This window comes from uncultured Sunxiuqinia sp. (assembly GCF_947495665.1).
Taxonomy (GTDB): domain Bacteria; phylum Bacteroidota; class Bacteroidia; order Bacteroidales; family Prolixibacteraceae; genus Sunxiuqinia; species Sunxiuqinia rutila.
This window is the reverse complement of the sequence record NZ_CANLZV010000001.1, coordinates 73,376-86,299: the sequence shown is the minus strand read 5'-3', so window position 1 is coordinate 86,299 and position 12,924 is coordinate 73,376. Positions and strand designations below refer to the sequence as shown.

The following is a 12,924-nucleotide window of genomic DNA, read 5'->3' as shown; positions in this document are numbered from 1 at the left end:
CGCTATACCTATGTCACAAGTTATTCAACATGATGAGCACTATGATCCCGAAGGATCGAAGATCGGAATGTGGCTCTTCATCTTTAGTGAATTGCTGCTGTTTGGTGGCCTGTTCATTATTTATTCAGTTTACCGCTATTTAAATCACGATGCCTTTCACATGGCAGCCGGAGAGCTAAACCTGACGGTTGGTGCCTTAAATACGCTTATTTTGCTGGTGAGTAGTATGACCATTGCCATGTCGACCACCGCCCTTCAGAAAAAGCAAAAAGGCACGGCTATTCTCCTGCTTGAAATCACATTTATTTTGGCAATCATCTTTTTGATCAATAAATATTTCGAGTGGGGCGTTAAGTTTGATCATGGCATTTTTCCGGGCTCCGAATACATGAAAGAAGAAATGAGTCAAGGGGAAGTCCTGTTCTTTGGTTTATACTTTGTAATGACCGGCTTGCACGCATTGCACATTGTTGCCGGGCTGGTTATTATGGGATTTGCCCTAGCCCGGGTACACAAAGGAACCGTTCATGCCGGACGCCCCACCCTGCTGGAAAATGCCGGGCTTTACTGGCACTTGGTCGACTTAATCTGGATTTTCCTTTTCCCATTATTTTACTTAATCACTTAACGACTGACCTATGGAAAATGAAAAACATCATATCGTACCGTACCGTGTTTACGCGATCGTCTTGCTGGTTTTAGTGGTACTAACCTTTCTTTCGATAGCCATTACCGATATCGAGCTGGGAAGCTACACGGTTGTCGGAGCCTTATTGTTGGCCTCGATAAAATCAAGTTTAGTACTGACCTATTTCATGCACCTGAAATTTGATCAGCCTTATATTCGAATCATGGTCGGATTTGTTTTAGCAGTATTTATCGCTGTGGTTATTGTTACATTTTTTGACTACTCCTTCAGATAAAAAACTATGTATATTTTAGCATCAACACAAGCCTCTAATTTTGTTGCCGATGTCGACCGGGCATTCCTGTTTATTCTTGCCGTCAGTTTTTTCTTTCTGATTGCGCTGACTGCAGTCATGATTTACTTTATTTTCAGGTACAACAAAAAGCGACATCCCAAAGCCGAGCAAATCAAAGGAAGTAACCTGCTGGAATTGATCTGGACCATCATACCAACCATCTTGGTTTTAATCATGTTTTATTACGGATGGGCCGGATGGAAACCCATGAAAAAAGCACCGGAAGACAGCTTTGAGATTACCGTTGTTGCCCGGATGTGGAACTTTACGTTTGAATATGAAAACGGCCGCCGAACCGATACCCTGTTCGTTCCCAAGGATCAACCGGTAAAACTCAATCTGCGTTCGATGGATGTTGTCCATTCTCTTTTCATCCCTTCGTTTCGCGTAAAAGAAGATGTTGTTCCAGGGCGCGATAAATTCATGTGGTTTACCCCTCAGAATGAAGGAATCTATGAGTTGTTTTGTACCGAATATTGTGGGCTTCAACACTCCTATATGTACAATTGGGTGAAAGTGATGCCTCAGGACGAGTTCAACAACTGGTACACTGACACCACACAACAAGTGGCCAGTGCTGCGGTGGAGTCACCCGCAGCTACCGGCAAACGAATCATGACCAACATTGGCTGCTTTGCCTGCCATTCGGTAGACGGATCGAAAATCATCGGTCCTTCGTTTAAAGGCATTTACGGGCACGAAGTGACCGTAAAAACGCAAGGCGAGGAACGCACCATAACGGTGGATGATGAATACATCAAACGCTCCATTTATGAGCCGGAAGCCGACATCGTGGATGGCTTTAACAAAGGACTGATGCAAAGCTACCAGGGACAGCTGAGTGATGAGGACATTGCCAATATTATTGAATACTTGAAAACCTTGAAATAATATGGGCCCACAAACACCAGGCTCCTACCTTAAAATTATTCTTCAATTGGGCAAAGTACGTATTTCTTTGCCCATTTCATTATCTGCAGTAACCGGTTATGTGCTGCAAACAGGAAGCTTTGGGATGGAAGGTTTATACCTGTCGCTTGGTGTTTTTTTAGTGTCCTGTAGTTCGAGCGCCATCAACCATTGGCAAGAGTACAAGATCGACAAGCATATGCCGAGGACGCAAAACCGTCCAATTCCGTCCGGCAAAATATCGCCAACATTTGCTCTGATGGTAGCCTTAAGCTACTTTGTTGCCGGGGCCTGGATTCTAAGTAATCATTTTGCTCCCGTAGCACTGATAGCCAGTGTAATCACCCTGATCTCCTACAATGGATTTTATACCCCACTGAAAAAGGTTACCGCTTTTGCCGTAGTACCCGGCTCACTTGTGGGCGCACTGCCACCTTACATTGGCTGGCTTGCTGCTGGCGGCTCACTACTGGATCCGGTGATTTTTTGGGTGGCCATTTTCTTTTTCATTGGACAAATCCCGCACTTCTGGCTCTTATTGCTTATGTTCGGCGAACAATACAAACTGGTGAACTACCCCAGCCTGAATGACCTTTTCTCTGAAAACCAGATTAAACGCCTCAGTTATACCTGGATTTTATCAACCATTGCAGCCGCGCTGATTATTGCTTTAAAAATCATGATCAGTCCTGCTGTTGTTGCGGTGTTGTTGCTTTATATATTTTACCTGCTTTTCACCACTAGCCGGCAATTGCTGGTTCGACACAACCTGCCTGTCCGGCCAACCTTCTTCAAACTTAACTTCCTCTACCTGTTTATGATGATTGCCTTGATCATCGACAGCCTTTTGTTTCGCTTTTGAGTCGTTGAACAAATAAAAAAAGCAGATGTTATACCAATACATCTAGATTCTTAAATACTTTAGCGATGCAACAAAAAACAATGGTTTTCATAACCGGATTAGTTACTGGAATTCTCCTCAGTTTCCTGGTAATTTTCCTTACCGTTCCTAAAATGTTATTTACTGAAAGTGAAAGCAACTATAATTTTACCGAAACGATTGAACGAATAGAACAATCCGTACAAGAAAATAACTGGAGTATACCACACCAGTATAACCTGCAGGCCACCCTGTCCAAACATGGATTTGAGGTAAAGCCTGTCAGAGTCTTTTCAATTTGTAAGCCTGATTTGGCTGCACGTCTACTGACGGGCGATGCAGACCGACAGCTGTCTGCCATGATGCCCTGTCGGATTGCCATCTTTGAAAAAAGTGATGGAAAAACATACATTACCCGCATCAATGCCGGCTTATTGTCCAAGCTGCTTGGTGCCCATGCAAAAGCAGTTATGGGAGAAGCAGGAGAAGGCAGCGAAGAAATATTGGCGCCACTCATTGACTAAGCCGTTTTGAGCTCGCTATTGCTGCTAAAAAGTCGATATAACAAGAAAAAACCTATTAACCTTAACAATCAACATCCATGAAAACAGCCGCATTACTACTATTGCTAAGTATAGCTACCGTTGCATGTACATCGAAAAGTCCCCAACCCGAAGCAGAACAAGCCAGTCAGCAAATAGAGCTTGTGTACCACGTCGAGGGCATGACCTGCGATCATTGTGAAGAGTCGATTCAAAAGGGCATCAATCTGCTGGAAGGAATAAGCCTGGTTGAAGCCAACCATGAAGATTCAACAACCCGTGTTGTGTTTAACCCGGCTAAGACAAACAAAGAGGAGATCCAAAAAGCAATTGAAAAGAGAGGCTATTCCGTATTAGAATGACTCGAATCAAAATGATAAATTCCTCTCACAAAATTGAGAACTTCCCCGCTCATTTGGGTCGGTTTTAGCCCTACAGATTGATCAAAAGCCCAAAATTTTAAGTGGCTCTGCGATTTTGCATTTTTTTAACATCTCACAAGAACTCTTAGGCCTTGTATTTGTAGTAGTTAATAGAAACAGAAATAACAGTTCAGAAAACAGGAATTAAACTTTAAAATTTCATTTACCACGTCAGGAAACCAGAACAATCAAGTGAAAGTATTAAAGTAAGTTCCATACGTACTTTTAAAACATTGATGACGTATGAAAACACCACTTATTGTATTTAGCTTACTTATGCTATCCGCCCTGTTTACAACAGCAGGCAACATTGAAAACACCAACGTACATGCACGCGTACTCGACAAAATTACTCAGGAACCGATTTACGGAGTCAGTGTATGCATTGAAGATGACCAACAAGGAATTGGTACAATTACCAATGAAGATGGCGATTTCAGACTCTGGAATTTGCCTTCAGACACCCTGAATGTCCTGATCCGTTGTGAGGGTTATGAAACCTATGTTTTAGATCTTAGTACCATTGACCAATCATCGCAAGAGATGACCATTATCTACCTGGTGCCGGAGTCTTCTGCAGCGTTAAAACAAACAGCAGCAAAATTGGAATCAGGGAAAAAGCAACCCCGCAAATAAATATTTCTCTGTCACATAAAAGCAGAAAGTGGTTACTTGAGTTTGTATCTAAAAAAACAATTCCCCGGATTAAGATGGAATTTCATCCGGGGAGGCTTCTCTGACAGTCAATATTTTTCCGGAAAACTGAAGGTCTTTTCCAGCCATCGGATGATTAAAGTCCATCGTGACCCAGTCCTCCTTTATCTTGATTATCTTTCCATAAAGCTGATTTCCTTGTCGGTCTCCCATAGGAAAAACATGGCCTACCTGCACCACTTCATGATCAATCCGGCCATCTTCTTCTGCAAATGTCTGAATGGGCAAATCAACAATTGCTTTGGGGTCTATCGGTCCGTAAGCTTCTTCAGATCCAGCCTGAAATTCAAACGAATCGCCGGCAGAAAGCCCCTGCAAATGATATTCAAAGACTTCGAGTAACAATTGGTTTCCAAACAAAAACTCTTGCTGATCTTCACCCGAAACCTTTTGCAGCAGCTTGCCATCGGCAGCATCTGTTACCGAATATTGAATTGTTGCAATCGTGTTTTTTCTGATTTTCACTGTCAATATTTTAGTTCCCAAAATCAATTTTCACTGGAAGCGATGTTCTGATCTTGTGCCAGGCTTCGCACATAGTGAACAATCCGCCAACGGTTTTCCGGGCTTATCTGACCACCGTGGGGCCCCATCAAGCCCGAAAAAGATCCCCGTGTAATGACATGGTAAATTTCCCCATCAGGCTTCCCTTTCAAGTAATCATCAATTAAGGAACGAGGCTTTGCCGGAAAAACCCGGCTGGTGAATAGATGCCCATTGCCATCGCCAATATCGCCATGACAACTCACACAAAAAATTTCATACTGACGCTTTCCTTCTGCCAGCACCTCGGAAGTTGCTTCAAGCGGATTTTCCAGTTCCTGGCCAGCTCGCACCTGCTCTTCCATTGATCGCCCGGCATAAGGATAAGGTTTAAATCCGCGCGGGATCGTTCCCTCAGCCGGTAAACGCATGGTTTGGCCGTCCTCAAAAACCGGATTTTCGGAATAGGTTTTATAGGCCGGAGAATAGGCCATATCCGGGAAAAAAGTATGTCCTGGCTTGTTCTTGCTTTTCGTACAAGCCACCGAAAGACCTACCACCAAAAGCAACAAGTATATTTTTACAGTTCGTTTCATAATCAATATTGGGTATGATATTCAAGACTTTCTTTATAAAATGGATGATGCTTCGGAACCAGCGGAGCTTTGGTTAACGAGCGAAAAACAACAAATAAAAACAAGCCCACATAACCAATGGTAATTCCAATCTCAGGAATACCAATGCCCGAATTTTCACCGCCAACCACTCCTGGCATAATCAACTGATAAAGATCGACCCAGTGACCAATAAAGATAATTAATGCCACGGGAACCATAATTAACGATCCACGCTTGGAGTTTCGGGTCATCAGGGCAAAAAACGGAACCACAAAATTCAGAATCAGGTTCACATAGAATACGTCGCTGAAGTGTTTGTGACGCTCGTAAAAATAAACCGTTTCCTCCGGAATATTGGCATACCAAATCAGCATGTATTGTGAAAACCATAGGTAAGCCCAAAAAATACTGAAGCCAAACAGGTATTTCCCCAAATCATGGATATGCTCCTGATTAACATGAGTCATATACCCCATTTGTTTCAAGGCAATCACCAAAAGAATTAAAATAGCCGTTCCGCTAGCCAACATACTCGAAAAAACATACCATCCATACAAGGTACTAAACCAATGGGCATCGATAGACATGAGCCAGTCCCACGAAGCTGTAACACTGGTTATGGCCAGCACAACCACAAAAACAGCCGAGAGCATTCTGAATTTGCGGTAAAATTTCAAGTCGCCTGTTTGATCAAGTAAAAGCGAGTTTTTACGAATAAAGTGAGCCAGTCCGATCCACAAAACCAAATAAACAAGCAAACGTCCATAGAAGAACGGCGTATTGAGGTAAGCAACCTTTTTAAGCAGAATGGCATCCAGATGATCGGTATGGGTCCAGTGGTAAAGCAGGTGCATCCCTCCCAAGACAAAAAGCAATAGAAGCAACACTCCTCCAACAGGAATAAAAGCACTCATCGCCTCTCCCACCCGTTGAATGCTGGTGTGCCATCCGGACTCAGCAATGGTATGCACAGTAACCAGGAATAAGCCAATCAATCCGAGCGAAAGGAAATAATAAGAATTTAGTAAAAGATTGGCGGCAATACGCTCAGAGCCTACTCCTGTAAAATAGCTAACAACCAAAGCAAGCACGCCAATGCCCACCATGCTTAAAGTAATCGAAGCCAGTTTGCGGGGAAATATAAATTTTTGATTCTCCATAACTCATCTATGCTTTTAAGGTTATTCCTTCAGCTCCAGCCTTGGCCAGTGCTTGTTCTATTTGACTAATCCGTTCCTCCGGACTATTCTCTTCCACTTCAACAACTACCAGAAAGCGATCATCGGTTGCCCGTTCATCATGGATGACTGGTTTCGCGCCGGGACCTAGTTTGTTGCTAAGAAAAAAGGCAATGACCATAGCAAACGCCGAGAAGAGGACCGTCAGCTCGAAGGCGACAGGCATAAAAGATGGTACCGCAAAAAATGGTTTACCACCAATATTCAAGGGATAATCAATGGTAAAAACCCAAGCTTGAAAACCAAAACCCAAGGTAGCACCAACAGCACCACCCCAAAAAGCCACTCGGGTAAGTCGCGAACGCGGAATACTTAAGGCCTTGTCAAGCCCATGAACCGGGAAAGGCGTAAGCACATCCATAATTTTCAGGCCATCTGCCTTGATCTGACCAATTCCTTTCAGCAGATCTTCTTCATCTGAATAATAAGCGGTAATGTATTTACTCATGGCCAGTTAATTTTTGATTTTCACCTGATGATTTCAAAACTCCTTTAACCTCGGCAACTGCAATAACCGGGAACACACGGATAAACAGCAGGAACAGCGTAAAAAACAGTCCTAATGTTCCAACATAAAGTCCCACTTCAACCAACGTTGGTTTATACATGGTCCAGCTGGAAGGAAGGAAATCGCGGTGCAACGAGGTTACTACAATAACAAAACGCTCAAACCACATCCCGATATTCACAAAAATGGAGATCACAAAAGTAAACATCACATTGCGTCGTAGCTTCCTGAACCAGAAAAGCTGTGGAGTAATTACATTACAAGTCATCATGATCCAGTATGCCCACGCATAAGGTCCAAAAGCCCGGTTAAAAAAGGCATAGGTTTCAAATTCAACCCCGGAATACCAAGCAATAAAAAACTCAGTCAAATAGGCAATACCTACAATTGAGCCAGTCAGAATGATAATCTTATTCATCGACTCGATATGGTTGATGGTAATGTATTCTTCCAGGTTCAAAGCCTTTCGGGTTACAATCATGAGGGTTAACACCATGGCAAACCCTGAGAAGATGGCTCCGGAAACAAAGTACGGAGGGAAAATAGTGGTATGCCATCCGGGAATAACCGAGGTGGCAAAGTCAAAACTCACAATGGTGTGTACCGAAAGTACAAGCGGGGCTGCCAGTCCGGCCAGAATCAAACTGATGGTTTCGTGGCGAGACCAATGTTTGGCAGATCCTGTCCATCCAAAACTCAGGAATCCATAGATTGCCTTGCGGATTTTTGTTTTAGCCCGGTCGCGTACCGTTCCAATATCTGGAATTAATCCGACATACCAGAAAACCAGCGAAACAGCAAAATAAGTAGAAATGGCAAAAACGTCCCAAAGCAAGGGCGAGTTAAAGTTTACCCATAAAGCTCTCGTATTTGGATACGGGAAAATGTAGAACCCCAGCAACAGCCGCCCCATGTGGATTAGCGGGAAAAAGCCCGCACACATCACGGCAATCAACGTCATGGCTTCGGCCGAGCGGTTGATACTGGTACGCCATTTCTGACGGAAAAGAAGCAGGATGGCCGAAATAAACGTTCCGGCATGGCCAATACCAACCCACCACACAAAGTTGGTGATTCCCCAACCCCAGCCAATGGTTTTGTTCAGGCCCCATTCCCCAATACCATAAAACACGGTACGGAAAGTAGCCCAGCCCCCAAAAAGGGCCGCAATTCCCGCCAGGATTATGCCCAAGTACCAGTACTTGGATGGTTTGCCAGCCATGGGCGACAAAATATCATCAGTCACCTGCTTGTAGTTCTTATTTCCCCGAATTAACGGTTCTCTTAGCGGAGATGTATACATTCCTTATTCGTTTTAGTTAGACGGTTTTATTTTTCACCTTAGTTAGATAGCCAACGGATGGTAGCGTATGCAGTTCTTCCAATAAATGGTAGTTACGCTCATCATCAAAAAATTTCGAAATCCGGCTTTCCTTATTATTCAAATCACCAAAAACAATGGCATCAGCCGGACAAGACTGGGCACAGGCTGGTACCACTTCTCCGTCTTGCAGTTGTCGGCTTTCGTTTTTAGCTGCTAATTTTTTCTCTTGAATACGCTGAATGCAGAACGAGCATTTTTCAATGACACCCTTAGCCCGAACCGTCACATCAGGGTTTAGCACCAATCGACGCAGGTCGGTTGTCATTTCTGCCGGATCAATTGTATTTCCAGGCATCGCATCAGCTCCGGTATAATCAAAGAAGTTGAATCGTCGCACTTTATACGGACAGTTGTTGTTGCAATAGCGCGTTCCGATACAACGGTTGTAAGCCATTTGGTTAACACCTTCGTTGCTGTGTGTCGTTGCCGCAACCGGACAAACATTTTCACAAGGTGCGTTGTCGCAGTGCTGACACATAACCGGCTGGCGAACAAGTTCCGGATTATCCGGATCTCCTTTGTAATAGCGGTCAATCCGGATCCAGTGCATTTCGCGGGCCATAATCACTTGCTCTTTGCCCACAACCGGCACATTGTTTTCAGCAGAACATGCCACCACACAAGCATTACACCCGGTACACGAGTTCAAATCAATGGCCATTCCCCAGTGGAAACCATCAAATTTCCGTTGAGCATATAAGGATTTCAAATGCGATTTCAGTTCTTCACGCATTTCATTTCCCGAAGCCGGGTTAGCTAAATAATCTTCCAAGGTAGTTTCCCGAACCAAATTCCGGCCCTCCATGGAGTGATGCGATTGCGTTTTGGCCAGCTGATAGTCTCCTTCAACTTTTTGCAAGTTGACTTGCTTCAGCGTATACCGGAGGCTTCCGTTTTCAGAGGCAACAAGCGGAAAAGCATTCTTTCCCACGGTTCCTTCCGGAGTTCCCAAATTAACCCGGCCATAGCCTAAAGCTACCGAAATTGTTCGATGCTCCTGCCCAGGCTGAACAACCACCGGAATCGGTCCAAAGTCATTGATCATGACCAGCTGCTCATCTTCCAGTTCCAGTTCTTTAGCCAGTTTTGGCGAAACAGCGGCATAGTTGTCCCAACAAATTTTGGTAACCGGATCGGGCAATTCCTGCAGCCAAGGGTTGTTGGCTTGCTTTCCGGTTCCCACACTCACGTTGGTGTACAAGTTAAGTTCCAGCGCATCGTTGCCTTTCAGACCTTTTACCTGAGCCAATATTGTTGGTACCCGTTCTCCATTATAAGCTGAAAGACCGTCTTCTTTTCTCCCCGATTCAAAAATCCCATCGTGCAGTTTGCTGTTCCAAAAATCAATAAAGGCCTGCCCATCTTGAGCCTGCGGATAAATATTCTTCTCCCAGTAGTTCTGGATGTATGTGTGAAAATCAACCGGATTCCCAGCCCACTTCAAGAGACTCTCCTGGGCCGCCCGGGTTTTAAATATGGGACGGATCGTTGGTTGAGCAAGTGAATAACTTCCCGATTTGACTTCTGCGTCGTTCCAAGCTTCCAGGTAATGATGATCAGGGCAAATGTACTGCACATGCTCCGATGTTTCTTCACCCAGAATTGGCAAGGCTATGCTCAGCGGCACTTGCTGCAGTGCAGTTTTGAAGCGCTCCCCCTGCGGATAATCGTAAACAGGATTAACATCATATAAAATCAGGCCATCCACCTGGCCCGCTTCCATTCGATCCACCAAACCAGCCATGTCCGCATCCATCGCCTGACGCAATTTTAAATGCACATCGGTGCGGATGGTGTTTCCATAGTTTCCGAGCAACTCATTGATCGCATTCACCAACAGTTGGGTTTCCAAATCATTGCTTCCACTAACCACCAGCGACTTGCCTTTTTTTGCAATTAACTCGCCAGCTACCTTGGTGATATCAACCGGTGAAGCCGGTAAGTTTACCGGCTGCTCTCCGGCTAGTTTTTTGAGTTCATTATACAGGTTGGCAATGACCAATTTCTCCTGCGAGAGCCGAATTTGAATGCGCTCATCGGCATTCGATCCGGTTAACGACATTCCTCCTTCAAAATGAAGGTGCCGGGACATCGATCTCTGACCATCAACCAGCTTTCGGCGTTCCGAATATTGCTTGGTATACTCGATGGGAGAAAGCCAGCTTCCCAGAAAATCAGCATCAAAGCTAACGATAAGGTCCGCTTTGCTAAAATCGTAAGATGGAATAAAGGCTTTGCCATAGCTTTGTTCATTGGCTTGCAACATACCCGACGCTGAAATCACGTCGTACTGAATATGCTCAGCTCCGGGATGGGCCGCCAAAAACTCCTGAATTACCGCGTTGGTCGACGGGCTTATAATTGTACCTGTCAGAAGCACCAACTTACCTTCTTTGGCCTTGATTTCGGCCAGCGCTTCCAGAATTTGCTGGTCACCATCTTCCCAACTGATCTTTTTCCCTTTGAACTTGGGATTTTTATGCCGTTTATTATCGTAAAGGCCCAAAACAGAAGCTTGGGTCCGTGCATTTGTTCCACCACGAGTAACCGGAGATAACGCATTTCCTTCAATCTTAATCGGACGACCGTCACGTACTTTTACCAGAACGCTGCAATAGTCGTTACCATCAAAATACGTTGAAGCAAAGTAGCTGGCCTCTCCCGGAATAATCTTCTCTGGTTGAATCAAAAAAGGAATGGCTTTTTGAACCGGCTGCTGACAACTCGTAGCAATGGCTGCTGATGCAATTGTAAAACCAAACAGCTTCAGAAAATCCCGGCGAGAAGTGGCTTCTGATCGTGACTCCTTTTTCATTTGAAGAATGGATTTGCGATCGCCAGAATCAACCTCTTCTGCCGCCTGGCGCGCATCATAAATCAAATCATCCAAACTTTTATAGTATTGTTCCTTCATTCTGATTAGGTTTGTTGGTTTATTAATAATGGCACTTCATACAATCTGTTCCACCAATCATATCAACGGTTACTTTATTGATTTCACCACTCTTCAATTGCTCATGAAGCGTCTCATAAGATTCATAGAATTTATTATCGACAAACTGAACTTCTTTGGTTCGGTGACAATCCAAACACCAGCCCATACTCAAATCTTCCACTTGCTTGAGTACATCCATCTCAGCCACGTCGCCATGACATTCGATACAATCCAGTTTTCCGGAATTGACGTGTTGAGCATGGCTGAAAAAAACATGGTCGGGCAAATCGTGAATCCGCACCCACTCTACTGGTTTATTGTTTTCAACCGCATCAATCACTTTCGCGATTTCAAACTTTCCGGAACGGGTTCCCTCACGCACTACCGAGTGGCAGTTTAAACAAAGGTCTGCCGGAGGAATGCCGGCCGACTTACTATCTTCTACCGTAAAGTGGCAATACTTACAATCAATCTGATTTTGCCCGGCATGCACTTTATGCGAGAACTTGATAGGCTGATCCGGCTCATAGCCCTGTGACCGCCCCAGGTTAACTCCTTCTTCATAAATCATTTTCACCTGATAGCCGAATACTCCCAGGAAGATAAGCAGTGGAATGGCCTTGTATTTTATTTTATGAAAGAAGATCAGCTCCAGCAACGCCCAGGTGATAATCATTCCCAGGAAAAGGAACAAGAGTAAGCGATTAATAGTGGGCTTAACTGGTTGAGGACCACGCATGGCCAAATCATCCAAATAGGCTTTAACGGTCTTAAGATCTGCCGCTTCAAATTCATACCCTTGATGCACTTCGGCCATTTTACCTCCTGAAGGCTCCGTCACCAACGCTTGAAAAGAGGCAAAATCCTTATCCAGATACTTGATGGCAATCTCCATGGCGGATGGATTCCAATTCAAGGTATCAGAAGGCAGTAAATTATGACACGAAGTGCAGGAAGCCTGCTTGTTGTTATGGGGCAACAGCCCCCTGAAAAACCGTTCGCCACGCTTAATGTCGTCTCGGTAATGACTGTACTTATCAACTTTACGTTTGGGCTTCTGTACCTCAGCAGTAGCTGATTGCTCTGCATTGGTTATTGAATCCACCATTGCTGAGTCAGGTTCTGAAACTGCTGTTTGTGCACCTACAGAATCTGTTTCACTTGATGGATTTTGTGTTTCAGCAGAAGCTGTCACTGATAAAACAAAGATGGAGATGGAGAGAATAAACAGAAAAAGACGGGACGAAAACCCGTAATTCTGTAAAACAGGGGACTTTAGTTTCATTCTACAAGCTTTAGTAAGTTTTTT

Annotated in this window: 14 protein-coding genes; 7 read left to right on the top strand and 7 right to left on the bottom strand. The window is 44.3% G+C overall.

Annotation, left to right across the window (positions count from 1 at the left end; genetic code table 11):
* Positions 1 to 10: 10 nt before the first annotated feature.
* The 7 genes from Q1A18_RS00350 (at position 11) to Q1A18_RS00320 (ending at position 4,372) form a co-directional block, all read left to right on the top strand.
* Positions 11 to 628, top strand: a complete 618-nt coding sequence (locus Q1A18_RS00350) for a cytochrome c oxidase subunit 3 family protein (RefSeq protein ID WP_299576175.1) — start codon at positions 11 to 13, stop codon at positions 626 to 628.
* 10 nt (positions 629 to 638) lie between these two features.
* Positions 639 to 923, top strand: coding sequence for a cytochrome C oxidase subunit IV family protein (locus Q1A18_RS00345; protein ID WP_299576173.1), 285 nt, complete (start codon positions 639 to 641; stop codon positions 921 to 923).
* 6 nt (positions 924 to 929) lie between these two features.
* Positions 930 to 1,874 carry a cytochrome c oxidase subunit II gene (coxB, locus tag Q1A18_RS00340; RefSeq protein ID WP_299576171.1) on the top strand — a complete coding sequence of 315 codons (945 nt, stop codon included), beginning with the start codon at positions 930 to 932 and terminating at the stop codon, positions 1,872 to 1,874.
* A 1-nt stretch (position 1,875) separates the two neighbouring features.
* Positions 1,876 to 2,754 carry a protoheme IX farnesyltransferase gene (locus tag Q1A18_RS00335; RefSeq protein ID WP_299576169.1) on the top strand — a complete coding sequence of 293 codons (879 nt, stop codon included), beginning with the start codon at positions 1,876 to 1,878 and terminating at the stop codon, positions 2,752 to 2,754.
* A 65-nt stretch (positions 2,755 to 2,819) separates the two neighbouring features.
* Entirely contained in the window at positions 2,820 to 3,296 is a 477-nt protein-coding gene (locus Q1A18_RS00330) for a DUF302 domain-containing protein (RefSeq protein ID WP_299576166.1), read from the top strand.
* A 77-nt stretch (positions 3,297 to 3,373) separates the two neighbouring features.
* The gene (locus Q1A18_RS00325; protein WP_299576164.1) at positions 3,374 to 3,676 is read left to right on the top strand and encodes a cation transporter; all 303 of its coding nucleotides are present in this window, start codon (positions 3,374 to 3,376) and stop codon (positions 3,674 to 3,676) included.
* Between the two features lie 303 nt (positions 3,677 to 3,979).
* A complete protein-coding gene (locus Q1A18_RS00320) occupies positions 3,980 to 4,372 on the top strand; it encodes a carboxypeptidase-like regulatory domain-containing protein (protein ID WP_299576162.1) in 393 nt (130 codons plus the stop codon).
* 69 nt (positions 4,373 to 4,441) lie between these two features.
* Here Q1A18_RS00320 and Q1A18_RS00315 read toward each other — a convergent pair whose 3' ends face one another.
* The 7 genes from Q1A18_RS00315 to Q1A18_RS00285 are packed head-to-tail and all read right to left on the bottom strand — an operon-like array spanning position 4,442 to position 12,900.
* Complete coding sequence (locus Q1A18_RS00315; protein ID WP_299576160.1) at positions 4,442 to 4,915, bottom strand: FKBP-type peptidyl-prolyl cis-trans isomerase; 474 nt, start codon at positions 4,913 to 4,915, stop codon at positions 4,442 to 4,444.
* Positions 4,916 to 4,938: 23 nt separating this feature from the next.
* Entirely contained in the window at positions 4,939 to 5,529 is a 591-nt protein-coding gene (locus Q1A18_RS00310) for a c-type cytochrome (protein WP_299576158.1), read from the bottom strand.
* Between the two features lie 2 nt (positions 5,530 to 5,531).
* Complete coding sequence (locus tag Q1A18_RS00305; RefSeq protein WP_299576156.1) at positions 5,532 to 6,710, bottom strand: hypothetical protein; 1,179 nt, start codon at positions 6,708 to 6,710, stop codon at positions 5,532 to 5,534.
* Between the two features lie 7 nt (positions 6,711 to 6,717).
* Entirely contained in the window at positions 6,718 to 7,236 is a 519-nt protein-coding gene (locus Q1A18_RS00300) for a DUF3341 domain-containing protein (protein WP_299576154.1), read from the bottom strand.
* A complete protein-coding gene (gene nrfD / locus Q1A18_RS00295) occupies positions 7,229 to 8,599 on the bottom strand; it encodes an NrfD/PsrC family molybdoenzyme membrane anchor subunit (RefSeq protein WP_299576152.1) in 1,371 nt (456 codons plus the stop codon). Before nrfD ends, Q1A18_RS00300 begins: the two co-directional genes overlap by 8 nt.
* A gap of 16 nt (positions 8,600 to 8,615) precedes the next feature.
* A complete protein-coding gene (locus tag Q1A18_RS00290; protein ID WP_299576150.1) occupies positions 8,616 to 11,594 on the bottom strand; it encodes a 4Fe-4S dicluster domain-containing protein in 2,979 nt (992 codons plus the stop codon).
* A gap of 22 nt (positions 11,595 to 11,616) precedes the next feature.
* Positions 11,617 to 12,900, bottom strand: a complete 1,284-nt coding sequence (locus Q1A18_RS00285; protein ID WP_299576148.1) for a cytochrome c3 family protein — start codon at positions 12,898 to 12,900, stop codon at positions 11,617 to 11,619.
* Positions 12,901 to 12,924: the final 24 nt, after the last annotated feature.